Origin of the sequence: Oceanobacillus kapialis (genome assembly GCF_044790185.1) — a bacterium.
Classification (GTDB): Bacteria; Bacillota; Bacilli; order Bacillales; family Amphibacillaceae; genus Oceanobacillus_B; species Oceanobacillus_B kapialis.
Genome location: NZ_CP085256.1, coordinates 2,673,596 through 2,698,535, shown reverse-complemented (window position 1 = coordinate 2,698,535; position 24,940 = coordinate 2,673,596). Strand labels below are relative to the sequence as shown.

The 24,940-nt window shown below is 39.9% G+C and carries 26 protein-coding genes; 11 read left to right on the top strand and 15 right to left on the bottom strand.

Annotation, left to right across the window (positions count from 1 at the left end; translation table 11 throughout):
• The first annotated feature begins 90 nt into the window (after positions 1 to 90).
• Together LG273_RS14045 and LG273_RS14040 are read left to right on the top strand one after the other, a co-directional pair.
• Complete coding sequence (locus tag LG273_RS14045) at positions 91 to 285, top strand: YwbE family protein (RefSeq protein WP_379561363.1); 195 nt, start codon at positions 91 to 93, stop codon at positions 283 to 285.
• 151 nt (positions 286 to 436) lie between these two features.
• Complete coding sequence (locus LG273_RS14040; protein WP_379561362.1) at positions 437 to 721, top strand: hypothetical protein; 285 nt, start codon at positions 437 to 439, stop codon at positions 719 to 721.
• A 54-nt stretch (positions 722 to 775) separates the two neighbouring features.
• Here LG273_RS14040 and LG273_RS14035 read toward each other — a convergent pair whose 3' ends face one another.
• Positions 776 to 1,630, bottom strand: coding sequence for a S1 RNA-binding domain-containing protein (locus LG273_RS14035; RefSeq protein ID WP_379561361.1), 855 nt, complete (start codon positions 1,628 to 1,630; stop codon positions 776 to 778).
• A 549-nt stretch (positions 1,631 to 2,179) separates the two neighbouring features.
• On the opposite strand from LG273_RS14035, the gene LG273_RS14030 reads away from it, so the two are divergent.
• The gene (locus LG273_RS14030) at positions 2,180 to 3,607 is read left to right on the top strand and encodes a serine hydrolase domain-containing protein (RefSeq protein ID WP_404454580.1); all 1,428 of its coding nucleotides are present in this window, start codon (positions 2,180 to 2,182) and stop codon (positions 3,605 to 3,607) included.
• A 335-nt stretch (positions 3,608 to 3,942) separates the two neighbouring features.
• On the opposite strand, the gene LG273_RS14025 is transcribed toward LG273_RS14030, so the two are convergent.
• The 4 genes from LG273_RS14025 to LG273_RS14010 are packed head-to-tail and all read right to left on the bottom strand — an operon-like array spanning position 3,943 to position 6,489.
• Complete coding sequence (locus tag LG273_RS14025) at positions 3,943 to 4,608, bottom strand: ABC-2 transporter permease (protein ID WP_404454577.1); 666 nt, start codon at positions 4,606 to 4,608, stop codon at positions 3,943 to 3,945.
• Between the two features lie 9 nt (positions 4,609 to 4,617).
• The gene (locus tag LG273_RS14020) at positions 4,618 to 5,259 is read right to left on the bottom strand and encodes an ABC-2 transporter permease (RefSeq protein ID WP_404454574.1); all 642 of its coding nucleotides are present in this window, start codon (positions 5,257 to 5,259) and stop codon (positions 4,618 to 4,620) included.
• Positions 5,256 to 6,110 (bottom strand): ABC transporter ATP-binding protein, encoded by an 855-nt coding sequence (locus LG273_RS14015; RefSeq protein ID WP_404454571.1) that lies wholly within the window; start codon positions 6,108 to 6,110, stop codon positions 5,256 to 5,258. Before LG273_RS14015 ends, LG273_RS14020 begins: the two co-directional genes overlap by 4 nt.
• Positions 6,111 to 6,114: 4 nt before the next feature.
• Positions 6,115 to 6,489 (bottom strand): GntR family transcriptional regulator, encoded by a 375-nt coding sequence (locus tag LG273_RS14010; RefSeq protein WP_404454568.1) that lies wholly within the window; start codon positions 6,487 to 6,489, stop codon positions 6,115 to 6,117.
• Between the two features lie 432 nt (positions 6,490 to 6,921).
• On the opposite strand from LG273_RS14010, the gene LG273_RS14005 reads away from it, so the two are divergent.
• Positions 6,922 to 7,818, top strand: coding sequence for an AEC family transporter (locus tag LG273_RS14005; RefSeq protein WP_404454565.1), 897 nt, complete (start codon positions 6,922 to 6,924; stop codon positions 7,816 to 7,818).
• A gap of 339 nt (positions 7,819 to 8,157) precedes the next feature.
• On the opposite strand, the gene ytaF is transcribed toward LG273_RS14005, so the two are convergent.
• Positions 8,158 to 8,760 carry a sporulation membrane protein YtaF gene (gene ytaF / locus LG273_RS14000; RefSeq protein WP_404454561.1) on the bottom strand — a complete coding sequence of 201 codons (603 nt, stop codon included), beginning with the start codon at positions 8,758 to 8,760 and terminating at the stop codon, positions 8,158 to 8,160.
• Positions 8,761 to 8,907: 147 nt separating this feature from the next.
• Here ytaF and LG273_RS13995 point away from each other — a divergent pair, with 147 nt between their 5' ends.
• Both LG273_RS13995 and LG273_RS13990 read left to right on the top strand, forming a co-directional pair.
• On the top strand, positions 8,908 to 11,079 hold the full coding sequence (locus LG273_RS13995; protein WP_404454558.1) for a DNA topoisomerase 3: 2,172 nt from the start codon (positions 8,908 to 8,910) through the stop codon (positions 11,077 to 11,079).
• A gap of 211 nt (positions 11,080 to 11,290) precedes the next feature.
• Positions 11,291 to 11,491, top strand: coding sequence for a hypothetical protein (locus LG273_RS13990; RefSeq protein ID WP_379561350.1), 201 nt, complete (start codon positions 11,291 to 11,293; stop codon positions 11,489 to 11,491).
• Between the two features lie 65 nt (positions 11,492 to 11,556).
• Here the strand turns inward: LG273_RS13990 and LG273_RS13985 are convergent, their stop codons facing one another.
• A complete protein-coding gene (locus tag LG273_RS13985; RefSeq protein ID WP_404454555.1) occupies positions 11,557 to 12,048 on the bottom strand; it encodes a hypothetical protein in 492 nt (163 codons plus the stop codon).
• Positions 12,049 to 12,113: 65 nt separating this feature from the next.
• Positions 12,114 to 12,311, bottom strand: coding sequence for a DUF2188 domain-containing protein (locus LG273_RS13980; RefSeq protein ID WP_379561348.1), 198 nt, complete (start codon positions 12,309 to 12,311; stop codon positions 12,114 to 12,116).
• 84 nt (positions 12,312 to 12,395) lie between these two features.
• On the opposite strand from LG273_RS13980, the gene LG273_RS13975 reads away from it, so the two are divergent.
• Positions 12,396 to 12,722, top strand: a complete 327-nt coding sequence (locus LG273_RS13975) for a CHY zinc finger protein (protein ID WP_404454551.1) — start codon at positions 12,396 to 12,398, stop codon at positions 12,720 to 12,722.
• Between the two features lie 99 nt (positions 12,723 to 12,821).
• Positions 12,822 to 13,061, top strand: coding sequence for an indolepyruvate ferredoxin oxidoreductase subunit alpha (locus LG273_RS13970; RefSeq protein WP_379561346.1), 240 nt, complete (start codon positions 12,822 to 12,824; stop codon positions 13,059 to 13,061).
• Positions 13,062 to 13,600: 539 nt separating this feature from the next.
• On the opposite strand, the gene LG273_RS13965 is transcribed toward LG273_RS13970, so the two are convergent.
• Positions 13,601 to 15,661: a thioredoxin domain-containing protein gene (locus tag LG273_RS13965; protein WP_404454548.1), complete on the bottom strand. Its 2,061-nt coding sequence runs from the start codon at positions 15,659 to 15,661 to the stop codon at positions 13,601 to 13,603.
• A gap of 354 nt (positions 15,662 to 16,015) precedes the next feature.
• On the opposite strand from LG273_RS13965, the gene LG273_RS13960 reads away from it, so the two are divergent.
• Positions 16,016 to 16,831, top strand: a complete 816-nt coding sequence (locus tag LG273_RS13960; RefSeq protein WP_404459552.1) for a DUF817 domain-containing protein — start codon at positions 16,016 to 16,018, stop codon at positions 16,829 to 16,831.
• 472 nt (positions 16,832 to 17,303) lie between these two features.
• On the opposite strand, the gene LG273_RS13955 is transcribed toward LG273_RS13960, so the two are convergent.
• The 4 genes from LG273_RS13955 to LG273_RS13940 form a co-directional block, all read right to left on the bottom strand.
• A complete protein-coding gene (locus tag LG273_RS13955) occupies positions 17,304 to 17,603 on the bottom strand; it encodes a hypothetical protein (RefSeq protein ID WP_404454545.1) in 300 nt (99 codons plus the stop codon).
• Between the two features lie 72 nt (positions 17,604 to 17,675).
• Positions 17,676 to 17,807, bottom strand: a complete 132-nt coding sequence (locus LG273_RS13950; protein WP_379562035.1) for a hypothetical protein — start codon at positions 17,805 to 17,807, stop codon at positions 17,676 to 17,678.
• Positions 17,808 to 17,947: 140 nt separating this feature from the next.
• On the bottom strand, positions 17,948 to 20,389 hold the full coding sequence (locus LG273_RS13945; RefSeq protein ID WP_404454542.1) for an EAL domain-containing protein: 2,442 nt from the start codon (positions 20,387 to 20,389) through the stop codon (positions 17,948 to 17,950).
• Complete coding sequence (locus LG273_RS13940; RefSeq protein ID WP_404454539.1) at positions 20,373 to 21,449, bottom strand: EAL domain-containing protein; 1,077 nt, start codon at positions 21,447 to 21,449, stop codon at positions 20,373 to 20,375. The genes LG273_RS13945 and LG273_RS13940 overlap by 17 nt, the downstream gene beginning before the upstream one ends.
• Positions 21,450 to 21,671: 222 nt before the next feature.
• On the opposite strand from LG273_RS13940, the gene LG273_RS13935 reads away from it, so the two are divergent.
• Entirely contained in the window at positions 21,672 to 22,025 is a 354-nt protein-coding gene (locus LG273_RS13935) for a VOC family protein (RefSeq protein ID WP_404454536.1), read from the top strand.
• Positions 22,026 to 22,151: 126 nt separating this feature from the next.
• Here the strand turns inward: LG273_RS13935 and LG273_RS13930 are convergent, their stop codons facing one another.
• Positions 22,152 to 22,592 carry a cell wall hydrolase gene (locus LG273_RS13930; RefSeq protein ID WP_379562030.1) on the bottom strand — a complete coding sequence of 147 codons (441 nt, stop codon included), beginning with the start codon at positions 22,590 to 22,592 and terminating at the stop codon, positions 22,152 to 22,154.
• 166 nt (positions 22,593 to 22,758) lie between these two features.
• On the opposite strand from LG273_RS13930, the gene LG273_RS13925 reads away from it, so the two are divergent.
• Positions 22,759 to 23,262 carry a DinB family protein gene (locus LG273_RS13925; RefSeq protein ID WP_379562029.1) on the top strand — a complete coding sequence of 168 codons (504 nt, stop codon included), beginning with the start codon at positions 22,759 to 22,761 and terminating at the stop codon, positions 23,260 to 23,262.
• On the opposite strand, the gene LG273_RS13920 is transcribed toward LG273_RS13925, so the two are convergent.
• Positions 23,233 to 24,927: an IS1182 family transposase gene (locus tag LG273_RS13920; RefSeq protein WP_404454533.1), complete on the bottom strand. Its 1,695-nt coding sequence runs from the start codon at positions 24,925 to 24,927 to the stop codon at positions 23,233 to 23,235. The two genes, LG273_RS13925 and LG273_RS13920, sit on opposite strands and share 30 nt — an antisense overlap.
• Positions 24,928 to 24,940: the final 13 nt, after the last annotated feature.

Here is a 24,940-nt window from a genome sequence, read left to right as displayed (position 1 = left end):
CTATATATTCGACATAAAAGTAGAGATTCCTTTTTCTATAGAACGGAAATATTATATAATGAAGCAATGAAATGGAAGGGGCTATAAAAAATGCAAGTTGATGGAAGGTACCGAAAAAATATATACCAAGGCTTAGAAGTAGAGGTCATTTTAAAAAAAGATCAAAGGTCTGGAAAGCGAACGGCAGGAGTCGTAAAAGATTTGCTAACCAATTCGTCTTATCACCCGCATGGGGTGAAGGTACGGTTGGAGGATGGTCAGGTTGGAAGAGTGGTGTATGATTAAGGGAATCGCCGATCCTTTCAACAAGCTAAAGCACTATAGTGGTGAGGATACTCTCGCCACTAAACCTAATTGACTTTCCTTAAATGGGAAGGTAGACTGTATGTAACTAGATACATAGGTTCATAACTTACAATATTTATGGGGTGAGAAGATGGTAGAATCCGTTATTACAATTGGGGGCATCACAGCTGCTGTGCTCGTTGCAATTAGTTTGTTCTTTTCTAAAGCGTTATCAAAAAATAATTATCTCGGCTATTTTCCAAGCTTTCTTATCGCACTTGCCGGTGGGGTATTCGTAACGCTGGCAGCAGTAGCTGGTAAAGTAGATATTATGGGATTAGGCTATGGTGGGTGGGGAATTGCATTCTTATTTGCAGCCGCAACAGGCTTAATCGTAACATCCATTATTGACTCTTACGCGAATGTAGAAGCATAAGCATGAGAAAAACCTGTAGAACCTAACAATTCTACAGGTTTTTCTATGGATTGACTATTTCAAGTAGGTCTTGCCATCACGCTGTTCAACTTTTCCTTCCTTCATCAACTTTCCAAGCGCCCTTTTAAATGCTGCTTTGCTTATCTCGAAGGTACCGCGAATATCTTCTGGATCACTCTTATCCCCAAAAGGAATAACGCCACCGCTAAGTTCAAGGTGTTCCATTATTGCGTCAGCATCCTCGCCCATACTGTCTTGCTTGAGTGGTCTTAGCGAAACATTTAATGTACCATCAGGTTTTACTTCAATAACCCGACCATTTACAAATTCACCAAGGCGTGGTTCTGTTTTTCGTTCTGTGTGATGAATAAATCCGCGGTAATCCTCGGTTGTTAATATAGCAGCGCCTTCTCGGCTTGTATGATACACCGTTCCAGATACCTGTTGGTTCAGCAATTCCTCTGGTGCAAGTTCCACTTCCCGGGCAATAACACCTTCTGTTGCTGGTAGCGCAAGTAATCGACCTTTTTGGTCCTTGCCCAGTGTCACAAAAAGCTTGTCTCCCTTTTCAGGCCAAACCGATTCAAAAAGGGGAAGATCATCCTTGGAAACGAGAATTTCCTTGGTCGTACCGATGTTAACGAACGCACCTAAGTTAGGCATTACTTCGGAAACCTCTGCCCAACCGTATTCATCCATCTGAATATGTGGGAGTTTCGTTGTGGCGATCGTGTTTCCCTTTTTATCCTGGTAAAGAAAAACCTCCACTTCCTGTCCTTCTTCAAGCTCTGTTTCGGTTTCATTTTGATGGAGTAATGCTTCATCCAAATCCTTTTGCAGGACATATCCTGTATCAATTTTTCGAAGTACCACCATTGTCTGGATGGTACCGATTGGTAAATGACTCATCAGTAAACCTTCTTTCATATGTAAGATTGGAAAAGGGGTACTCACTAGTAAGAGTACCCCTTTGATTTACAAAGTAACACATAAGATTTTAATTTTTTTATTATCCCGATTAGATCGGGTGGGAAATTCTTAAACCAGGTTTACCTGGTACATCTATTTTTCAGCATATTATCTATAGTTTATCTATCTTTATTCAGAATTTCGCTTAACCGCGGTACGTGTTCCACTGGGTGTTCTCTAACTTAAGCAACATAAGCCCTACCTGCTCTTATGTCCTTGCGACCCCTTAGTCGCGCCAGTGTGAATAAGCATCTTCGAAAAACATCGTGCAGAATGCCAGATCACTTATCTGTTACTTCTTTTGAATAACACTCTTTATAATCTCATATAATCCCTTTGTTGTCAAGAACAATTTCACAACCAATGACAAATGCCAAATATCGGTCTGAGGTCGTAGATAATCCCAAACTAGCGGAGGGTGCATAAGAGGATGAAAGTAATTAAAGTGTACTTAAGAAACAAATATAAATGAGGAAGAGGGAATAAACGATGAAACAAGAAACTGTGAGTAAGGATTTCGAACAATATTCAGATGACATATTAAGCCAATACAACGTACCCGGCTTTGCGATGGGTATAGCAGAAAGTGGAGAGTTTCATTATGAGAAAGCGTTTGGTTTTCGTGACAGAGAAAATAAGCTGCCCGTATCACTGGATACCGTGTTTGGGGTAGGTTCCATCACCAAAGCCGTTACAGCGGTTGCCATTCTTCAGTTACAAGAAAAGGGAAAGCTCCATGTAAATGATCCTGTCATCAACTATTTACCAGCATTTAAGATGTCTAATGAAGAGCAATTGGAAAGCATTACGATTCATCATTTTTTAACAAACACATCAGGCCTTCCGCCATTACCCACTTTAATGGGCGCGTTGAAAAGAAGTATAGAAAGTGATCCTAATTTTAAAGTAGACCCACAACAAGGGAATCCATTGGATGCACTCCAAACGATTGATACACATTCTGATTTAATGGATGCAATTGCAAAAGCAGGATTCACACCACTTGGGGAACCAGGGACAGAATTCAGTTATGCAAATGACGGTTTTGCCCTTTTAGGTGCCATTATCGAAAAAGTTAGTGGGTTATCATATGAACAATATGTGCAGGAAAATATTTTAGATCCGGCTGGTATGCACCATAGTGTTTTCCATTATGAGGACTTGGAGGATTATGAAGATATAGCCGTATTATATGAGAGGGGGAAAGATGGCGATGAAGAAATGATAGTAAAGTCCAATCATCCATGGGACGCACCAGCCATGCGTGCTGCGGGATTTTTAAAGTCGACTGTGAAAGATATGCTTAAATTTACAGAGGTGATTCGAAACGAAGGAAAAGTGGGAGATGCGATAATTCTCTCTCCTGAAAGTGTCAAGGCTATGACCACACCGCATGTTTCATGCACCCAGGACACTTTTTACGGCTACGGTGTCATGATTATCCCAGATTTCTTTGGATATAAACTCATACATCATGCCGGAGATATAAAAGGGGTAACAGCACAAATGAATATTCTCCCGGAACTCGATTTAACGGGGATATCCCTTGCGAATATAGGGGAAGCACCTTCTTCTAAACTATTATTTAGCGCATTCGCCAGTTACTTAGGGAAATCTAATGATGCTTCCCATTTAAATGTCGAGCCTGTCAACTTATCACTTGAAAACTTACAAGAGTATGAAGGAACTTTCATGGCGAAAGACGGCATGGGGTGTGTATTTAAAGTAGAAAACAATGATCTGTATATGGAAATTCCAGGGATAGCTAAAACAGTGCTTAAACCAATTGGCAATGACCATTTTTTATTTCCCATGAGAGATTTGGATACCACTATTCGTTTTAGAAGAGATAAGGATAAAAATATTCATCGTGTTGAAGTAGCATTAAGGCAACTAAACAAGGTAGAGGAAAGCTAATAACAAGTCGGTAGTATTTCCTACCTGCGAATAGGAAGTTTAATGAGGCTGAGATAGAAGTTCTCTTAACACATGAAATCCCGAACTATTTTGCAAACCTGTTAATAAAGGTTTGCCTAGTTCGGGTTTTCTCATTTTAGCGTAGGCAGAATACGGAGACTCCGACGGGAACAGCACGAGTCTGAAGACCCCGCAGTGGTGCCCTTCCCACGAGGAGGCTGAGGCCGTGCCCGTGGAAAGCGGAGTGTTCTGCCGAAGCGGTGCCAGAGCTTATTATTCGTATTTAGACTTAGATGATTTAGTTATCTCCCAACCTCATTTAAAACAAATTGCTTTCAATTAATCCTTTTCCTGCTGATAAACAGGCGCTCGGAAAGCTTTAATGAAAGGAATAAAAGTACCATTACAACAATGCCGAGCATAATAAACGGCTGAAATGGAACATATTTTTCAACAAGTAGAACAAACCCAGCGTCTAGATCATTAAAAATAATGTAATGCTCCATCCCTAATACATCTGTTAAAGGCTCTAAGGAATAGAAAACCGCCAGAAAGTATCCGATTAATACAATACCTGTTGCCAGTAGAAAGGATTTAACCGCGTAGTAAATCGGTGTAACCAACGACACGATTAGTATTGTCAGCCCCGCAAGCACAAAGATATCTTTCCATGTGTATACATAAATGCCAATCCCAAAAAGGTTGTTAATCAAAACGCCCCAGCCCCATTGATAGAATAAGAGACAAAAGCTTATTAAACTAACGCTCACATAACGACTCTTTACAATAGATGTCAGCTTTACAGGCAAACTGGCTACATACATCGTACTTTTGGCCCGCTGGTCGGTATAAAAATAAGAGAGAATAATGGTTGTAACAAAGACAATATAGAGAAATATTGGCGGTATCATGACAGCATAAAAAATAGGAATTGCCAAGAAAAAGCTGAGCCAAGTTCCGAAAGTAAGCAACAGAAAGTTATATCTTAGTAAACTTAACATACATCTCACCTACACTTTCGCTTTTTTGGTGTATATCCATGCTGATAGAAGAAAAGATAGGTACAGGAATAGAAGAGAAATCAAAGTGAGCATGAGATATGGCTGTATATCTATTAGCTTGAATACCCCCAGAAGAAGCGGCTCGTAAAACGTAATATAATCATTGCCAATCATTATAGCGAATGTGAAAGTACTAAAAAGTAAAAGCCCCATTTGTATTCCAATTGCTTTCATAAAGGTTTTGACAAGGTAGTAAATAGGCATTGACACGGCGATCGTTATACTAATGCTTGTAAATAAGATCATAATTTCTAATGCTGTCATAGGCTGGAATTCCAAATACGGCAATCCATAATGGGCTAGGCTATCTACAAGCCGGACGTACAAAATGAAGCAGACTAGGATTAAAAACATTGTAATATATCTAGCCCATACAACGTTACGTAGTTTTACTGGCAAGCTTCCGATAAAACGATTTACATGGTTGCGATGATCATAATAAAAAAGGTTAAAAAGAAAACCGATCATAATCCCATAGTATAAATAGTGTTGATCTACCTCCATTACGTAAAATAAGGGGATTAAAGCTGAAATGATCAAATAGTAAATACCGTTAATATAAAAATCCTTTTTCATCAAGGCTCCAATCATTTTTTCCCCTCCCTTGTCAGGAAGTACATAATATCTTCAAGACTAGCATTCTCAATCACCATCTCTTCCCCATAAACATCAAAAATGCCAGGATCTCCTTCGTATAATGCCGCGAAACCATGCTCATTTAACTTTATTCCGGAAAATAATGTTTCTGTGTCCGCATCAATCATCTCTTTTTTGCCTTTCACAATATGAAACTGTTCCTGTATTTCCAGCATACTCTTCTGAAAAATAATCTCTCCCTTGTAAATAAACACGATGTAATCAGCTATCCGTTCAAGGTCTGTGGTAATATGGGTAGACAAGAAGATGGTTTGATTATCCCTTAGCATAAGCTCCTGTAACTGATCAAGCAACTCACGACGAAAGATTGGATCAAGCCCTGAAGTTGGCTCATCCATAATGATAAATTCAGGCTCATGGGCCAGGGCGAATAGTAGGGAGCATTTCATCTTCATCCCTTTAGAAAAATGCTTTAATTTCTTCCTTAAAGGTAAATCAAATTCCTTCACATATTTTTGGAAAAGCGTTTCATTCCAATTTTCATAAATCGGCGCGATAAAAGCTTTCATTTTGTTAACAGTAAATTCTTCATACATATAAAGATCATCATAAACAAAACCAATTCGTTGTTTCACTTGATGATTTTTATGACTTTTATCAAATAACGTAATATTCCCACTATCCGGTGTGAGCAGGTTCATCAACATTTGAATAGTTGTCGTTTTCCCGCTGCCATTCGGGCCAATAAAGCCTGTGACAAAGCCACGCGGAATAGTCATATTAATATTATCTAACGTGAAATCCTTACGCTTCTTTGTTACATCCTCAAATTTTACTGCATTCATACCTCTACTCTCCTTCATAGTAAATCTCCAGCAACTCGACTAGATCGGACTTTGATAGACCAAGTCGTTTCCCCTCAAGTACAATTTTTTCCAACTCATTCTCTAATTCACGAACTTGCCATTCTTTTAAAACATGTGGCTGCTGTCCGGCGACAAAGGTTCCTTTGCCGACAGAGGAAATGAGATAGCCCTCATTTTCCAGATCCTCGTATGCCCGCTTCGTTGTAATTACACTCACCTTTAAATCCTTGGCAAGCGCGCGCATAGAGGGGAGGGCGTCACCTTCCTTTAGCTCGCCTGAAAAGATATGCTGCTTAATCTGTTCCTTAATTTGCTGAAACAACGGCTCCTTGCTCGAACTAGCAATTAAAATGTTCATGTAAAAACCTCATTTTTATATTGTATATATACACTATGTACAATATATACACGTTTGATCGTTTTGTCAAACACCGCTGTGAGGAAATTTTTGTGGGAAGGAAGGGAAGAAGCGTGGGGCGGAAGTGGGGAGAAAGAGACATAAGGACAAGCAAGGAAAGCAAAAAGTGAATCGGCAGCAACTCAAATTGAACCGAGAGCAGCTCAAAGTGAAGCGTGAACTCCTAAAAGTGAAACGTCAGCCCTGCAAAGTGAAACCACCTCCCGCAAAAGTGAAACCAGCACCCGCAAAAGTGAAACCACCCCACCCAAAAGTGAAACCACCTCCCCACAAACCACCCCACCCCAAACAAAAACAAATTCTCCACCAATCGTTCAAGCTAAATATGGTAGACTAGAAAACATGTAAATAAAAGTTAGTGGGGATGTCATCATGAGTTTATTTTTAAATGTTATTTTGCCAATTATGGTTATTTTTGCTGCGGGATATGTATTACAGCGTATTCGGCTGCTTGATGTGAAGTCGGTTTCTGCTGTGTCACTGTATATTCTGGCACCAGCACTTGTTTTCGTTTCGTTGTATGATGCAACGTTTGACCATGATTTTTTAATCATCTTCATTTATATTTTTGTCTTGTTTTATGCAATGGTAATACTTAATAAGCTATTAGCACGCATTTTTAAATGGTCACGTTCTGTGGAGAGTGCATCGATTTTAGCGACTGGGTTTATGAACTCGGGGAACTATGGATTGCCTGTTGTGCTCTTCAGTATTGGGCAGGAGGCTGTACCATATGCCATTTTTATAATGGTGGTGCAGGCGCTGCAAAATAATTTCTTTGGGATTTATTATGCTTCCAGGAGCACAGGCGGGATGAAGCGGGCGTTCCTCAATATTTTGAAAATGCCAACGACCTATGCTGCGATTCTGGCTATTATCTTCCAGCAGTTTGAACTGCCTGTCCCAGAAGCCGTGCATTCCAGCTTGTCTATGGTAGGAGATGCAGCAATACCAGTAATGATGATTATATTGGGAATGCAACTTGCCTCTATCACAGGTCTTAATCTAAATTGGCAAGTATTAACGTCTGCTGTTACGTTAAAAATGATTGTCGCGCCACTTATTGCCTTCGGGTTTGTGGCAATTGTAGATGTGGATCCTGTTATTGCTTCTGTGCTAATTATTATATCTGCCATGCCAACAGCCGCGACAACAACCATGTATGCCATTGAGTTTGATACAGAGCCTGATCTCGTCTCAAGCATAACCTTTGCCTCTACATTAATCAGTATTGTAACAATTACATTACTACTGAACATCGTTTCGTAATGTTTCTTAACGGTCTTTGCCGGGTAAGCTAAAGGTAGAAGACAAAACAAGTGACCGCTGAAAGGATGAAATGTATGATTCGCACAATTTTAATGATTATTGGTTTAATCGTCGTAATAGGTTGGATCATCTCACTATTATAAAAAGAAGTAAATCCCGAGCGCATGCAAGCGTCCGGGATTTTTTTTATCCCGTCTTAACTGGCAGTAAGACCCCACTTCAAGTATGCGGAAGACAAGCATTGTAAGTGGGGGATCAACTGCCAGTACAGGCCCGATTCGTTCAACTAACAATTGTTGGGGGAGGAAGAGAACCCCCCCCAACAATTGAAGTTTTACTTTATAAGAAAATATTACACACCCCAATGGTAATAAGCAGAACGGAGGGGAGGAGGGACATCTGTTGCATCTGTTTATGTTTAGATAAATAAACCCCAAGCTTAATTCCACTAAATAGAAAGATTCCGCTCATACAAGCGACAAGGATAGCTGTGTAAACAGGTGGATAGCCAAGCATGGACGCCCCAATTCCTGCACCGAAGGCATCCAAAGCTAAAGCAGCTCCTAATAATAGCGCCTCAGTTGAAGAGATGTTACCAGATTTGTCTAAATCTGCCCTGTTAGGATCAGTTAATACTGTTGTAATAGCGTTTTGGTTCTCGTCGTGGTCCTTTTCTGCACGTATGTGATTATAAAAGGTTAGCGAACCAATTGTAATTAATATCCCACCACCGATAAATTTTGTTATATCAGGAGATAGGAGCGAGGTAATTCCTGTGCCTAATGTCATCGCCAATAGCACAATTCCCCCTGAACAAAGCATAATAATCGCTAAAGCAGCAATGGGCACGTGGATCTTTCGCATCCCATAGGTTATCCCTACGCCAAACCCGTCAAGACTTACAGCAACTACTAATAGTAATAATCCAGTATAGAAAAGCATGCGATCAATTCCTTTACGCGTTCGTTGTAACTATAACTTATGAAGTTCACATAAACTCTGTGCCTGTAAGGAACGGCCCATGCAAGAAATGCCAAATCTATGGTAAAGTAGAGGAAGGTCTTTTAACCAAAAGAGAGGATTTTAAGGATGAGTAAAACCGTTGTACTAGCAGAAAAACCTTCTGTTGCAAGAGATATTGCCCGCGTGCTGAACTGCAGCAAAAAAGGCAATGGCTATCTAGAAGGGTCAAAATATATTGTGACATGGGCGTTAGGGCATTTAGTAACATTAGCGGACCCTGAGGTTTATGATGATAAATACAAAACATGGAAGCTTGATGACCTGCCCATGCTACCAAAGCAACTCAAACTTGTGGTAATGAAAAAAACGGGCAAGCAATTTAATGCAGTAAAATCGGTTCTTAACCGCAAAGACGTATCTGCCGTGGTTATCGCCACAGATGCAGGACGTGAAGGAGAGCTTGTTGCACGCTGGATTTTGGAAAAAGCGCGAAATACCAAGCCAGTGAAGCGTTTGTGGATTTCTTCTGTTACGGATAAAGCGATTCGTGATGGATTTAACCAACTCAAGCCTGGTGGCAAATTTGAAAACCTCTACCATGCAGCAGTGGCACGTTCTGAGGCTGACTGGTACGTAGGGCTCAACGCGACACGCGCTTTAACAACGAAATTCAATGCACAACTCTCCAGTGGACGTGTGCAGACGCCAACTCTTGCGATGATTGAAGCAAGGGAGCAGGAAATTAAAGCCTTTAAGCCACGCAGCTTTTACGGACTGACAGCAAAGACCGGAAAAGGCTTTAAGCTTACCTGGCAGGATGAAAAAAATAATACGCGGATCTTTTCCAAGGAAAAAGCAGATGCCTTGTATCAGCGCTTAAAAGGAAAATCGGCTAAAATTACCCAGGTCGATAAAGCGTATAAGAAAAAGCATGCACCACAGCTATATGATTTAACTGAATTACAACGGGATGCTAACCGCATCTTCGGCTTTTCCGGGAAGCAGACTTTGTCCTTAATGCAGCGCTTATATGAACAACATAAGGTGCTAACCTATCCGCGTACAGATTCCCGGTATATCTCTACAGATATCGTGCCTACCCTGAAGGATCGTGTCAAAGCATGTGGAGTTGACCAGTACGCAAAAGTGGCAGGCAAGCTGCAAAACAAGCAATTTAAGCTACCTAAATCTGTTGTGAATAACGAAAAAGTTTCCGATCACCATGCGATTATCCCGACAGAACAGCATGTCATCCTGGCAGATCTTGATGATAAGGAACGGAAGATTTATGACCTTGTCGTGAAGCGCTTTTTAGCTGTTTTGTCAGATCCGTTTGAATATGAACAAGTAACCTTAGTGGCAACAATAGATGGCGAAAAGTTCTCCGCAAAAGGAAAAACAGTGAAGAAACAGGGCTGGAAAGAGGTCTATAATAATCGCTTTGACGATGACGACAGCCAGGATGAAGAAAAATTACCTGCAGTCGAAAAAGGGGATACCTTCTCTAACCTGCAGTTAACCCGTACACAAGGAGAGACAAAGCCACCAGAGCGTTTTACAGAAGGTGCGCTCCTGCAAGCAATGGAAAATCCTGTTCGCTACATGCAGCCAGATGAAAAACATCTTGCTGGCACGATTAATGAAACAGGTGGCCTTGGTACAGTTGCCACCCGCGCCGACATTATCGAAAAACTGTTTAACGGCATGTATATGGAGATGAAAGGCAAGCATATTTTCATCACATCAAAAGGACGCCAACTGCTTGATCTTGTCCCAGAAGATTTAAAATCTCCTGCCTTAACAGCAGAATGGGAACAAAAGCTTGGCCGCATAGCAGATGGCAAGCTAAATAAAAACAAGTTTATCGCGGAAATGAAGGATTATGCCAGAGATGTCGTGCAGCAAATCAAAGGCAGTGAGGAAACATTCAAGCATGATAATATGACAGGCACCAAATGCCCGGACTGTGGAAAATTGATGCTGGAAATTAAAAATAAGCACGGCAAAATGCTCGTCTGTCAGGATCGCTCCTGTGGCCATAAGAAAAACATCGCCAAACAGACAAATGCCCGCTGTCCAAAATGTCATAAACGCCTAGAGCTCCGTGGTCAAGGAGAAGGGCAGATGTTTATGTGTAAATGTGGACATCGTGAGAAACTGTCTACCTTTAATGAACGGAAACAACGTGAGAAAAAGCATAATGTCTCGAAAAAAGAAGTTAACAAGTATTTGAAAAAGCAGGACGAAGGGTTCTCCAACAATGCATTGGCAGAGCAATTGGCTAAGTTGAAGAAATAATTTAGTAGCGAGCTGTAAATATGAAACTTTTAAAAGGTCTAATCCCAAGTTAAATGGGGTTAGGCTTTTTCTGACTAAGATTATTTAAAAAGTGGTTGAGTTGTTGAAACTTTCTGTTCTTTGTAACATACTAACAGTAATAAGAGAATAGGAGATTAAGCGAGCGGAATTTGCAAAAGTGATAAAAATATCCTATAAAGGAGTGTTGGAGATGAAAAAGTCATTCGAGTCCAAAGACTTAGTAGCGATCTTAATCCCAATGGGAATGATGATTGGATGTATAATCGGTATTATTAGTGGGATGTTTTTCTGGCCAGACTCTTTGGGGGGAAGTCTCAATGCAGGAGCAACGATAGGGTTTCTCGTGGGGATTATTGCTTATGCAATTTTTAGTAGTAAAGAAGAGTCCTAAATTCGATCATAAAGGCTTTCGAATGGGAGACAAACATAAAAAAAGCGCCGGGGGAGGCGCTTTTTTTACATCTTATTAACTGGCTCGTCTAATACATGATGGTCCGTTGTGTTTGAAGAATTACTAGATTTAGCCTCGTCCTTAACTTTTTTGCCAGCTTCCATTGCAGTGTTTCTGGCTTCGTCAATGTCCGTCTTGGCATCTTTCATTCCTTCTTGAGCATCTTTTGCATGCTCGCCAAGTTCCTTCGTATCCTCTACGATATTTTTAGCTGATTGTTTAATCTCCTGGCCCTCATTAGCCCAGACATTTTGCACTTTTTCGAGTGCTTGCTGCGCACTTGATAGAGTCAGTTTTGCATTTTCAATTAAGGATTGCTTTGTCCCGTTTGGATCTTCCTTAATTTTCTGGGTATACGTCATAACAGAATTCTTGGCATTCTTAGATGAATCTTTCACCTTATTTCTTGTTTTTGGGTTCAGTAGAATGAAGGAGAGTCCTGCTACAGCTCCAGCACCTACCAGTAATCCAACCTTACTATTTTTTGAAGCGTCCATTTCTCATCTCTCCTAGCTTAATTAAATTTGTTGTACTTGTACCCTTATTACGAAAATGTAAACGATTAGAAGCGTTTTTCTTCTATCACGTTGTGCTCTTTGTCCATGATTTCTACCATGCTTGGTGAATTATCTTTTGCCATTTGCTCTGCTGCAGCAATGGCATCGTCTTTAGCAGCATATTCATTTTCTGGTGCCACATCCTCTAGTTTCACAATCCATGCTGAAACGTCTACGTTTGGTACTACACTATATTTCTTCATTTTGTCATACTCCTTTATAATGATGATATGAAAGGTTTTCCCACAGATAAGGAAAGTAAAACATTTCATGTAGGAGGATTTAATTTGCATATACACGGATTTACGATAAAAGGCTCTGTCGATAAGGAGACTCGCTGTTCGCATTATCACGGAACCACGGACCGAATTTCCATAAAATTTTATTGCTGCGGAGAATATTTTCCATGCTATCAATGTCATGAGGAGCACGGGTGTGGAAAACGGGAAGTCTGGCCAAGAGAAAAATTTGGGCAAAAAGCTATCCTCTGTGGTTCTTGTGGTACAGAACTTAGTATTGCGGATTATTTAGAATCTGGTTATGCTTGCCCTTCTTGTAAGGCAGCCTTTAACCCAGGATGTTCCCTTCATTACGAACTCTATTTTGAAAAATAGCAAGAATTTACGGCAAGCTGTTTACTTGCAATCAATCTCTCATGTATCATAATAGAAGAGATAGAAGCTATCTTTTACGTAATAAGGGAGGTTATCTAAATGGCATTTGTCATATTGGATCCATGCGGACCGGAGAAAGCAGCCGAATGTGTCAGTGTGTGTCCAGTTGATTGTATAGAAGAAGGTCCAGACCAGTTTTACATAGATCCAGATGTTTGTATTGATTGTGGAGCTTGTAAAGCCGTCTGCCCAGTAGATGCAATAGAGGAAGAATACGATATAACACCAGAGCAAGAAGTCTTCCTTGAAAAAGCAGAAGAATTCTTTGCAAATAAATAGATAGAAAGAGGCTGGGACGTAACTAAATCATCTATGCTTAAATACGAATAATATGCTTTAGCACCGCTTCGGCAGAACACTCCGCTTTCCACGGGCACGGCCTCAGCCTCCTCGTGGAAAAGGCACCACTGCGGGGTCTTCGGACTCGTGCTGTTCCCGTAGGAGTCTCCGCGTTCTGCCTACGCTAAAATACGAAAATCCGAACTATGCAAACTTTTATTTGTGGATTTGCAAGATAGTTCGGGTTTTCATATGTTGAGAGAACTTTTGTCTCAGCCTCTTTCTGATTTTTAAAGGGAGGATTATTATTGGGGCGAAGTGAATCGTGATTGTTGGAAAGCGCATCTACGTAGCGGAAAAGTGAATCGACAACCGTCAAAAGTGAAACGTCATGTGCCAAAAGTGAAACCACTTCCCTTCAAAGTGAAACCACCACACCCAAAAGTGAAACCACTTTCCCTCAGAGTGAAACCACCACACCCAAAAGTGAAACCACTTTCCCTCAGAGTGAAACCACCTCATCCAGAAGCGAAACCACCTCACCCCAAAATCTGCTCTAACGCAACGCTCACATCAGTCGTCGGCTGCTGACAGGCGAAGTTCTCACATACATATACCGTTGTTTTATTTTCCAATTGCTTATAATCAGCTGCGAATGGAGCGATCTCCTCAAACTCACGCGCATTCTCTGCCACCAACAAGCTAATATGCGGCAGAAAGTGTTGGTTTAATTCCTTCATTAATTGCTGCCTGTCTGGGTCAGATTCTCGCCCAATCACCACGACTTCCTTTGTAGAATACTCTGTAAGCTGTATGGCTTGCAGGAAGAATGGGGCAGCAGATGCTTGCCGCTTTATATCCGTATAAAAGCTATGGTACATCTCTTCAACTTTATCAAGGTAAATAGTTTCCCCAGTTAAATAACCAATCCTGATTAGCATTACTGCAACCACACTATTGCCAGATGGAAGGGCACCATCATAAATTTCTTTATCCATTGCTATTAATGCTTCACTATCTTTCCCACTGAAAAAGAAACCACCATGCTCCTCATCCCAAAATAATTCCAGCATCGCATTAGCCAATTCCTTTGCTTTCTTTAAAAATTCCAGCGAGTACGTGGCATCATACATTTCCAGGTAAGCCCCACAAAGATAGGCATAATCATCAATATAACCCTTATATTTTGTTTCGCCATCCCGGTGGCGCGCCATCAAACGTCCGTCCGAGAATAGCTTCTCTTCAACAAAAGCAATAGCCTTTTCGGCATACTGGACATAATCCACTCGATCAAATGCTTTAGAAGCTTTTGCAAAACCTGCAATAGCCATGGCGTTCCATGAGGTTAAAACTTTATCATCCACATGTGGGTATACCCGCCGCTCCCTTATACCCAAAAGCTTTTCCCGAGATTCATCAAGATTCCGGCTTAATTCCTCAGGCGTCATCTCATACTTGGCAGCTTCATTTTCCAACTTCTTGCCAATCAAGTTCGGAATATTTTTGCCTTCAAAATTCCCCTGTGGAGAAATGTCATAAACGCTTGCAAATAATAGACCATCCTGTTCGCCAAGTACAGATAGAATTTCATCATAGTCCCACACATAATATTTTCCTTCCACGCCTTCAGAATCTGCATCAATTGCCGAATAATAAGCACCATGCTGCCCCTTCATCTCTCGTTGTAAAAAGGTAACGATCTCGGTTGCAATCTTCTTATACTGCTCGTCCTTTGTAAGCAGATATGCTTCCGCAAAGGCAATTAAAAGCATGGCATTATCATAGAGCATCTTTTCAAAGTGGGGGACAAGCCACTTTTCGTCTGTTGCATATCTTGCAAAACCGAAGCCAATATGGTCATAAATCCCACCCTCTGCCATCGCATTAAGGGATCTTTTTGCCATTTCGAGTGCGGCATTTTCATCATTCTGTTGATAGTGCCTGTGTAAGAAAGTGAGCATATGTGGCATCGGAAATTTTGGGGCATCCCCAAACCCTCCATGCTTAATATCAAATTGCTTATATAACTGGTAGAAGGCTTCCTGACAGCTTTCCTTGGTAAGCCTTTTCTCACTCTTCTTGGTAACACTTCTACTTAAAGCAGTCTGGACACTTTCGATAACATCCTGAATATGTGCAGGATCTTCGGTATATTTACGATGCAGCTGTGCCAGCATCTCCATCACACCTGGCCGGCCATATTTACTTTGCTTAGGAAAATATGTCCCGGCATAAAATGGGATCTGATCAGGTGTCATTACAATTGTTAACGGCCAGCCACCATGCCCTGTCATCATTTGACATACCTTCATGTAGATCGAGTCAACATCAGGTCGCTCTTCTCTATCAACTTTTATGGAAACATAGTGTGTATTTAAAAGTTCGGCAACTTCTTCGTCTTCAAAGGATTCGTGTGCCATAACATGACACCAATGACACGTACTGTATCCGACTGAAAGGAAAATCGGTTTGTTTTCCTGCTTCGCTTTAGTAAAAGCTTCCTCGCCCCATGGATACCAGTCTACTGGATTGTGTGCATGTTGAAGGAGGTACGGGGATTTTTCATGAATTAATCTATTGGGTTCGCTGTGAACTGTCAAGCAGGATCACCTTCCATTCATTTTGTATATAAGGTTACTTTACGATAATTCAAGAAATTAATTCAAAAAATAATGCTTATTACAAATGTAATCTAAAAACAGAAGAACACGATAAAATTATACCAAAATTATCTAAGGCAATAACCGCCTCTGTTGGGAGCACTTTCTCTAAATAGAAAATATATATGTTTTGTAATAAAAATATATTGTAATTCGATAAACAGAATGCTAATATTCAATTAGAAAATGGTTCTATTTCATTAGATAGCTCTTCTATGTAAGTGGAGGTTTATGTATAAATAGTGCACAAAGTATTTAGGATTTAAGTTAAAGGGGTAGCTAATTATGAGATTAATGAAACAAAATGAATTTCAGAGCAAGACATCGAAAATACAACTATTACATTCAATTAAACAACTCTTTCATTTTGGTTGGGAGCAGGCCCTTTCTTGTCTGTTTCCGGTCGTTATTTTTGCCTCTTTGGCAATCACGCAAATGATTCCACTTCCGTTTCTGCCGCGGTATGACTGGCTACTCCTTATATTCCTTATGATGCAGTGGTGGATGGTTCGTTCAGGACTTGAAACACGTGATGAACTAAAAGTAATTACATTGTTCCACCTTATTGGTCTTGCCCTGGAAATTTTCAAGGTTTATATGGGGTCTTGGTCTTATCCGGACGAAGGATATTTCAAAATCTTTGGTGTGCCTTTATATAGCGGTTTCATGTATGCAAGTGTGGCGAGTTATCTATGCCAAGGTTGGAGAAGGTTAAACGTGGATTTAGTTAAATGGCCACCGTTTATCGTGGTGGTTCCTTTAGCAGCTGCCATTTATTTAAATTTTTTTACCCATCATTTTCTGATAGATATTCGCTGGTTCCTAGCTGGTCTAGTCATTATTATATTTCTGAAAACATGGGTTACTTATGAAGTTAACAGGATCCGTTATCGCATGCCACTAGCATTTGCTTTTGTGCTTATTGGTTTCTTTATATGGGTTGCCGAAAATATCGCAACGTTTTTTGGAGCCTGGGAATATCCGGGGCAAACTGAGGTATGGAGCCTTGTTCATATAGGAAAAGTTAGTTCATGGGTATTATTAGTAATTGTTAGTTTCCTAATCGTAGCAACATTGAAGCAAGTAAAAGAAGGGAAGGGAAAAAACTAAAATAAAATAACAGCTGTGACAAGTAGAAAAAGAGATGAAGCTGTAGCAAAAGAGTATTTGCAGAAAACGTGGAATAAGGATGAATTAGAAGCGGATCCAATTACGTTAGAAATTTTGCGCTGATTGTAAATGCTGAACCTGCGTACACGCCCTCTTGTAGTATGGAAGGGGTTTTTACCCGTAAAATAAAACCCGATACATGTGAAGGCATGTATCGGGTTAAAACAACCGGAGCTTTTTTATTTTTGTAGTGTTTTTCTATTTGGGGACAATTAAAAGTTGAAATGGCTCTTAAACTTGGTAAAATCTTGTTCATTTCGGATAACTCTTTCTCGTAGGTGTTCTTGATCTACTTCAATGGAATACAGCTTATCCATTACTTCAGAATGACGAGTCCTGCTTTCTTCCTTTATTGTAGAGATTTCTTTCTACATAGAACCTTGTACTTCTCTTATGCCAGTAATATCTCCTTTCATGAAAGCAATATCTTTTTCATAGCAGCCTGCTCTTGCTTAATGTCAGCAATATCTGCTTTCATAGCAGCCTGTTCTTGCTTAATGTCAGCAATATCTTTTTTCATAGCAGCCTGTTCTTGCTTAATCTCAGCAAAATCTTGCTTCATGGCAGTCTGATCTTCCTTCATCGTTGCCTGTTCTGCCTTAATCTCAGAAATATCTTCTTTCATAGCAGTTTGTTCTTCTAAAATCGTTCCTACCATTGTGACAAGCTGTGAGAGTGTGTTTTCAATCCGGTCAAATCTTTCTTCACTCATTGACTTCACCTCCTTTTCTCAACATTGTATCGTATATTTTTCGACAGGTTTCTATTCATGATATAAATTAAATTAGTCCTCTACTGCTACCGCAATTTTGCTGGCAATCCAACGTTTTGCGGTGGCCTCATCAATTTCATACACTTTTCCAGCGCGAAGTAGATCTCCGTGATACGCAGTTTGCACATTCATTTTAACCTTCATTACTATCTCCCCTTAGTAAAACTTGTCCTTTAAGTATACAGCAAATGTTCTAGATTAGAAATGCATGCATCAACCTCGATGCAAGGTCATAATCTTGAACTAATAAAAGTGGCCCCTATTAAGGTGGCCACTTTTCTACTTCACATCGCTGGTTCAGGAGACGTAATAGTTTGCAAAAGGCTTTCAAACTCTTCGCACGGCACCGGCTTGCTAAACAAATACCCTTGGTACTCGTCACACGCTTTTCCGGCTAAAGAAGCTAACTGCTCTGTTGTTTCCACGCCCTCTGCGATTACGTTTAGTTCCAGACTGTTTGCCATACTAATGATAGTACTTACGATGGCCTCGTCTTTCACATGATGCATATTATCAATAAATAGCTTATCAATTTTTAGCGTGTCCAAAGGGAACGACCGCAAATAACTTAAGGAGGAGTAACCTGTACCAAAGTCATCCAGCGATAAAAGAACCCCCATCTCTTTTAATTCCTTCATTACCGGGAGTGCATGCTGTGGATTTTGGACAATACTCTCGGTTAATTCCAGCTCCAATGATGTAGCGGACAGGTTTGTACGTTCCAATACCTTCTTCACTACATCGGTAAAGTCGGGTTGCTGGAACTGTAAGGCGGAAATGTTAACACTAATTCGTAAAGGCTTATTGAGCATAGATTCCCATTTTTTCGCCTGTTCACAGGCTGTTTGCATGACCCATTTGCCAATAGGAATAATTAAGCCGGTTTCCTCTGCCAATGGTATAAATTCGTTAGGTGGAACAATTCCTAATTTTGGGTTCCTCCATCGGATTAGTGCTTCCATCCCTTTAATGGCACCTGATTCTACTTCCACTTGCGGCTGATAATATAGTTCGAATTCATTGTTCGTTAGTGCTTTTCGCAGTCCGAGTTCAAGACTCATTTTATTGGCGATAAGCTCATTCATATCCGCCGTGAAGAATTGGAAATTGTTTTTTCCTAGCTCCTTTGCCCGGTACATAGACAAATCAGCGTGTTTGACAAGGGTTTCTGCGTCCTTTCCATCCTCAGGGAACATACTAATGCCAATCGATCCTGACACAATCAGCTCATTCTGCTCGTACGCATAAGGTTTGTTTATCGATTCTAAAATGGCAGTAGCCGTGTTAGCAACTTCTTGATGGGAGGTGCGGGGGAAGATAAGAATATATTCGTCGCCCCCCTGACGTGCAAGCATGTCTTTCATGCCAATACATGCTTCCATCCTTTTTGCAACTTCTACTAATAACATATCTCCAATTGCATGGCCGAGGGAATCATTAATATTTTTAAAGCGGTCTAAATCAATAAACATAACGGCAAGCAATTGCCCATCAAAGGAAGCCTGTTCAATACTTTTAGCTAAATAGTCATTGAATAATCGGCGATTTGGAAGATTTGTCAATGGGTCACGGTACACCAATTCATTAATTTGCTCTTCAGCTTTCTTTCGTTCAGAGATATCTCGCATAATTCCACTAAAATAGGTTTCTTCCTCACGTTTTAAAGCAGATATCGATAATTCTATCGGTAACTCAGTACCATCCTTTTTTCTAGCAGGAATTTCTAATGTTTTACCGATTAAACTTGTTTCTTCCGTTTGTAAATAGCGCTGAATCCCATCCTTATGAGCTTGTCTGTATCTTTCTGGAATAATGATGTCCATGACTTGCCCAAGTGCTTCCTCTGCCTTATAACCAAAGATGTGCTCTGCAGCCTTATTCCAGGATATGATAACATCGTTTTGGTCTAAAAGAATAACGGCATCGTTTGCGTTCATAACAAAGTTTTGGTAGATATTATCCATGAATTCGAGCTCGGAAGACTTCATTTGTAACCTTTTGTCAAAATAAATACTACCTAACACAATACCTAAAATAAAGGTCATACCGATTCCAACGCCATATGCCATCACCGTACTGTTAATAGAACCGGCTATGTGATGGGAGGCAGGATGCTCATGAGAGGAAGTGAAATTTGCTGCAGCCATGCCTGTGTAATGCATGCCAGAAATGGCTATACCCATAATAACGGCACTTATTGCTTTCCTAATCCGGAAGTTAAAGGGAGTAGCATCTTTTTGAAAATAGAAAAGTAAGTATAAAGCCCCCCATGCAGCCAAAAATGCAATAATAAAAGAGGCAACTAATAATACTTGGTCATACTCGATAGCAGCCTCCATTTGCATGGCATCCATCCCCACGTAATGCATAGATACGATACCAGTACCGATAAAAGCTGCTCCACATAACATATGTCTTCTTTTCTTTAGCCCTTTGGAGACAATATAAAAAGCAATGCCACAAGCGACCACAGCTAGTATAATGGAGAGCATTACAAGGTAGACGTTATACGTAACCTCGATAGATAGGTGAAAAGCAAGCATGGCAATAAAATGCATCGCCCATATTCCAAATCCTAAAGAAAAAGCTCCAGCAGAGAGCCAAATTTTCTTCAGGTTCCCTTTCGCAGCATGTAAACGGCTTGCTAAGCTTAATGCTGTATAGGACGAATAAATAGCAATCGCCACAGAGAGAATTACAAGAGGGATATTATACGTTGCTGTCATCATGTGTGTGTTCAGACCTTCCATCTTCTTTATTAATAAGTTTCTCCAGTGGGGTAGGGCTAGGTTTCGCAAAATAGTAGCCCTGGAATAAGTCATACCCCATCTCTAGAAGATAGTGGTAATCTTCTTCTGTCTCTACTCCTTCAGCAAGAGCCTGCGCACCCAAATCACGGGAAGTTTTTAGCACAGATGCGGCTGTCTCCTGCTTAGACTTGTCCTGGCTTACCCCATTGGTAAATTCAATTGCCAGTTTCACGATATCTGGATCCAGATCAGTTAACCGTTGCAAATCATTAAAGCCAGTCCCTACATCATCTAACGCATACTTGAAACCGTGTTTCCGGTAATAGTGCAAAATGTTTTTTAAATGCTCGATATCTTCCACTTCGTCTGTTTCCACCACTTCAAATACAACCTGATCAGGTCTAATGTTCAATTTTTTAATTAAGTTAAAAGTCGTTGCCAAACAATGTTCTGGCACATATATAGCTGTTGGAATAAAATTAATGAAGATTAATTTATCGCTAGTCAAAGAAGCTGCATTCCTGACTGCCTGTAGTCGGCAGGCGCGATCAAGTGCAAACACCCTATTTCTTATTCGAGCGGCTTCAAACAGCTTGAAAGGGGGGATAATGCTCCCATCCTGGGCTAAACCTCTGGAAAGCAGTTCATAGCCAATTATCTGTTCATTATCATTTTTTCTATTAACAATAGGCTGGTAATATGTAGTTAGCTGTGTTTTCTGAATAACACCATCAATCCAGCTCGTTTCTCTCTCTTCCTCAAATTTATGTATTTGTTTCATGTTATATAAAGTTTTTAATGGGTCTTCTATTGTTGACTCCACTGCATAAATACTTTCTGGTTCCATATGCGCTTGCACGTAATCTATCATATCAAACAGGATAGCTTCTATGACCCAAAACATACGGTTATTTATAACCATCCAATTATTTTCCTGATTTCCCTTTATGTAACGAATGAGTGCCGATGCGTCTTGCTCATCGGCGAAGTATACCGTATATCCTTTAGGCCTAGGCCGACAAATATCACAAAACATGTAAAAACCCCCTCACAAATCTACCATTTACTAGTCTATTTATACCAGATAAGAGGGCCTATTACTATTAAAATAGGAAGATTTTTCATAAGGGGTCAAATTAAAACAAGGAACATATGAAAGGATCTTGGCAAAATACATTGCTTTTAGAAAGAATCATCGCTAATTTTATTATAGCGTTATTTTTTAGACCATATAAAAATACAAATGGAGGTATTTAATGTGGCACACCCTATCCAAAACAAAATCGGTACTGTTTTTATCCCCGTAAGCAACATTGAAAAAGCAAGAGATTGGTATTGTGATATTTTAGGAGTAGATGCATTTGGAGAGATTCAATTTGGACATCTCTTTGTTCTCCCGATGGAAGGAACGGGAATTGTGTTAGACAGCAAGATTTATTCAGTGGACAATATTTTCAAAAACCCCGCCTTTCATTTGAACACAACAGACATTGAAGAGGCTTTTCAGTTCATGAAGAGCAAGGGAGTAACATTGGTTACAGATATTGAGCATGAACATTATTTTAACTTCCGAGATCCTGATGGCAATATGTTAATGGTTTGTAAGTGTTAGGGAGGCTATCTGCTAGAGATGAATAGAGCAACTAGAGGGCTAGCGTTGCTCTATTACTTCTAGCAGGATTAGAAGAATTAAGCTGCTATTAATAGGGGGGAGGAGGGTTAGTGAAGTGGGGGATTCTTACCAGCGATACACACTTTCGCATGTGTCGGCAATTGGTTCATAATAACAATGTTGCTTAAACTGTCCTGCAAATGGTTGGTCGTACCATGTAGGTGGACATTCCCCATATGGATTGAAATACCATAATGCATACTTGGAGGGATGTTGTCTCCAAAAGTCTAAAGTTTGCCTAGCTAGTCTTCTTTCGGTAGATCTTGCTCTGTTATAAAAAACATTCCCTTTTTGAACAGCTTCAAAAGAATAATTCCCACCTTGAATTTGAAAAATTACATCACGTATAGATCTTAAATCCTGAAAATCTAAACAGTTTGCCTTTAATCGGTTTACAATGACATTACCAACCATGAGCATTCCTAGTTTTCCTTCACCCTCTGCTTCTGCCCGCATCATTCTTGCTACTAAATCAACATCATTATCTGTGTATTTCACTCTAGCCATTTTTATCACCTCTAAAAAAAGTGTATTAAAAAAAGCCTACGATAATGTAGACTTTTTCATAATTTTACGATTGGACAGGTAGATTTTTTCTTGAGGTGGTGCAATAAAAATAAAGGATTGTGCGTTTATTTGCCGAACATTTAAAGACAAGAGGAGGGAAATGGAAATGTATACGATAAAAGATCTTTTTCAGGATTTAAAGGACTACAGAGAATGGATTACCACCTTACATAATATTCAGGAAGAGCTATTCTTTGAGCCAATTGCAGAAGAAAAATGGACGATTGCAGAGATTATCACCCATATTGCCTATTGGGATCACTACATTCTTCATGACATGATGCCACAAATGGCACAAGATGCAGATATTCACAGTATTGACATTGAGACACTTAACAAAAAAGCAGAAGCACATGCCCGTTCTGGAATTGGCCAGCAACAGATTTTAGAGGAACAATTACAGGCAAGAGATGCCATGCTCACAGCCTTGAAAGAAAAGGATGAAGCATTTTTTGCTACGACGTTTGAATTAAACGGTGAGTCGGTGGATGAACATTCTGGATATCCCCATTCAGTCTTCAATTATTTTAGTGGGTTCGTCTGGCATGATAACCACCACAGAAGGCAGATAGAAAGCTTTTTAGAAAGGAAAGGTTTGTCGGTTGGGTAAAAGAAAAAGAGGCTGGGACATAACTAGCCTTAAGTAAGTAAAAAAGATTCCAGTTATCAAAAAATGATAGCTGGAATCTTTTTTGTTAGAGTTTGGGCTTGTATGTTGCATGGTGGCGGTGTACTTTCTTATGTTCACCGCCATAAATGCAAATCCTAATTCATTTTCCACTTTAGATTTGCCTCTCACCGACATTCGAGTGAAACGCAAATTAGCCTTCAGAAATCCGAAGACAGGTTCCACATCTATTTTACGTTTCCCATAGATTTCTCCCGTTTCTTCTTTTGAAAGCTGCTCTCTTATATATTCTTTTTGTTGTTCCCAATGAGCATTGTAGTAAATTTTCCGATTCTCTTTTGCTTTGGTACACTGATCGCGTAATGGACACCCAGAGCAATCTTCGCATTCATAGACACGAAAGGTTCGTTTGAACCCGGTTTTATCCTTTCGATTTGATAGGTATTGAAAAGCTACCTTCTTTCCGTTTGGACAAGTAAAAAAGTCTCCGTCTGAATCATACTCCCAGTTGGATACATGAAAAGGATTTGTTTTATATTTCTTTTTCTTTTCCTTCCGATAGGTATTATACGTAATGAGTGGCATCTTTTCTCGATGGAGTACATTACTGTAATTTTGTTCACTACCGTAACCCGCGTCAGCAACAATATACTTGGGTAACTTAAAATACCTATCTTCAATATTATCGAGGAAAGGAATAAATGTGCGAGTATCCGTAGGATTTGGAAATACATCATAGGCTAATGTGTATTGACCTTCGGTCGCAATTTGTACATTATAACCTGCTTTAAGTTGGCCATTTTTCATATAGTCATCTTTCATTCGCATAAAAGTGGCATCATGATCCGTCTTTGAATAACTATTGCGATCGCCAAAGATTTCCATATCTTTTTGATATTTGTGTTTACGAGCTTCAAAGTCTTGGAATTGTTTACGGTATTGCTTGGGTTCTTTTCGCTCGGAACGAAGTTGTTTGCGTTCTTTCGCTTCTTCACTCTTCTCGATTTCTTCATCATATTTTTTTACTTCTTCATCTAGTTTTTTTACCACTTCACTGAGTTCTTCCGTTGAAAGTTCATCGGAACTTTCCCTTTCTATTTCAGGGATAATTTCCTTTTCCAGTAATTCCTCATACAGTTGATTCGACTTCTTTATTAAATCGGTGCTGTATTTTTCAATGGATTTTTTCCACACAAAGGTGAACTTATTTGCATTCGCCTCTATCTTCGTACCATCAATAAAAATGGCCTCTTCTTCAATCATCTTCTCTTCCACAAGTTGACAACGAAATAGGACGAAACACTGACGTAATAATTCTTTTACTTCCGGATGCACACGAAATCGATTAATGGTACGATAACTCGGTTCATAGCCTTGTGCTAACCACATCATACGTACACTGTCTTTGAGTAACCCCTCTATTTTTCTGCCAGAAAAAACAGACTGCGTATAGGCACATAAGATAACCTTCATCATCATCCTTGGATGATATGCAGGGCATCCTGTTTCACGGAAAAACTCCGCAAATGAATCCTCTGGAATACTCTCCACAACATGATTAACTGCGTAGGCTATATCATTTTCTTGAAGTTTCATTTCTAAATCTAAAGGCAAAATGACTTGATTCATGGTATAATGTTTAAACATAAGGGATACCTCC

Excerpts from the sequence above, each read along its gene's own strand:
- LG273_RS13985 (WP_404454555.1), bottom strand. The coding sequence starts at position 12,048 with ATGGACGCTTCAAAAAATAGTAAGGTTGGATTACTGGTAGGTGCTGGA.
- LG273_RS13980 (WP_379561348.1), bottom strand. The coding sequence starts at position 12,311 with ATGAAGAAATATAGTGTAGTACCAAACGTAGACGTTTCAGCATGGATT.
- ytaF (WP_404454561.1), bottom strand. The coding sequence starts at position 8,760 with ATGCTTTTCTATACTGGATTATTACTATTAGTAGTTGCTGTAAGTCTT.
- LG273_RS13920 (WP_404454533.1), bottom strand. The coding sequence starts at position 24,927 with ATGTTTAAACATTATACCATGAATCAAGTCATTTTGCCTTTAGATTTA.
- LG273_RS14025 (WP_404454577.1), bottom strand. The coding sequence starts at position 4,608 with ATGTTAAGTTTACTAAGATATAACTTTCTGTTGCTTACTTTCGGAACT.
- LG273_RS13945 (WP_404454542.1), bottom strand. The coding sequence starts at position 20,389 with ATGACAGCAACGTATAATATCCCTCTTGTAATTCTCTCTGTGGCGATT.
- LG273_RS13950 (WP_379562035.1), bottom strand. The coding sequence starts at position 17,807 with ATGAAGGTTAAAATGAATGTGCAAACTGCGTATCACGGAGATCTACTT.
- LG273_RS13960 (WP_404459552.1), top strand. The coding sequence starts at position 16,016 with ATGAAACAAAATGAATTTCAGAGCAAGACATCGAAAATACAACTATTA.
- LG273_RS14015 (WP_404454571.1), bottom strand. The coding sequence starts at position 6,110 with ATGAATGCAGTAAAATTTGAGGATGTAACAAAGAAGCGTAAGGATTTC.
- LG273_RS14040 (WP_379561362.1), top strand. The coding sequence starts at position 437 with ATGGTAGAATCCGTTATTACAATTGGGGGCATCACAGCTGCTGTGCTC.
- LG273_RS13940 (WP_404454539.1), bottom strand. The coding sequence starts at position 21,449 with ATGTTTTGTGATATTTGTCGGCCTAGGCCTAAAGGATATACGGTATAC.
- LG273_RS14020 (WP_404454574.1), bottom strand. The coding sequence starts at position 5,259 with ATGATTGGAGCCTTGATGAAAAAGGATTTTTATATTAACGGTATTTAC.
- LG273_RS13990 (WP_379561350.1), top strand. The coding sequence starts at position 11,291 with ATGAAAAAGTCATTCGAGTCCAAAGACTTAGTAGCGATCTTAATCCCA.
- LG273_RS13970 (WP_379561346.1), top strand. The coding sequence starts at position 12,822 with ATGGCATTTGTCATATTGGATCCATGCGGACCGGAGAAAGCAGCCGAA.
- LG273_RS14035 (WP_379561361.1), bottom strand. The coding sequence starts at position 1,630 with ATGAGTCATTTACCAATCGGTACCATCCAGACAATGGTGGTACTTCGA.
- LG273_RS14045 (WP_379561363.1), top strand. The coding sequence starts at position 91 with ATGCAAGTTGATGGAAGGTACCGAAAAAATATATACCAAGGCTTAGAA.
- LG273_RS13995 (WP_404454558.1), top strand. The coding sequence starts at position 8,908 with ATGAGTAAAACCGTTGTACTAGCAGAAAAACCTTCTGTTGCAAGAGAT.
- LG273_RS13955 (WP_404454545.1), bottom strand. The coding sequence starts at position 17,603 with ATGAGTGAAGAAAGATTTGACCGGATTGAAAACACACTCTCACAGCTT.
- LG273_RS13930 (WP_379562030.1), bottom strand. The coding sequence starts at position 22,592 with ATGGCTAGAGTGAAATACACAGATAATGATGTTGATTTAGTAGCAAGA.
- LG273_RS13925 (WP_379562029.1), top strand. The coding sequence starts at position 22,759 with ATGTATACGATAAAAGATCTTTTTCAGGATTTAAAGGACTACAGAGAA.
- LG273_RS14030 (WP_404454580.1), top strand. The coding sequence starts at position 2,180 with ATGAAACAAGAAACTGTGAGTAAGGATTTCGAACAATATTCAGATGAC.
- LG273_RS14005 (WP_404454565.1), top strand. The coding sequence starts at position 6,922 with ATGAGTTTATTTTTAAATGTTATTTTGCCAATTATGGTTATTTTTGCT.
- LG273_RS14010 (WP_404454568.1), bottom strand. The coding sequence starts at position 6,489 with ATGAACATTTTAATTGCTAGTTCGAGCAAGGAGCCGTTGTTTCAGCAA.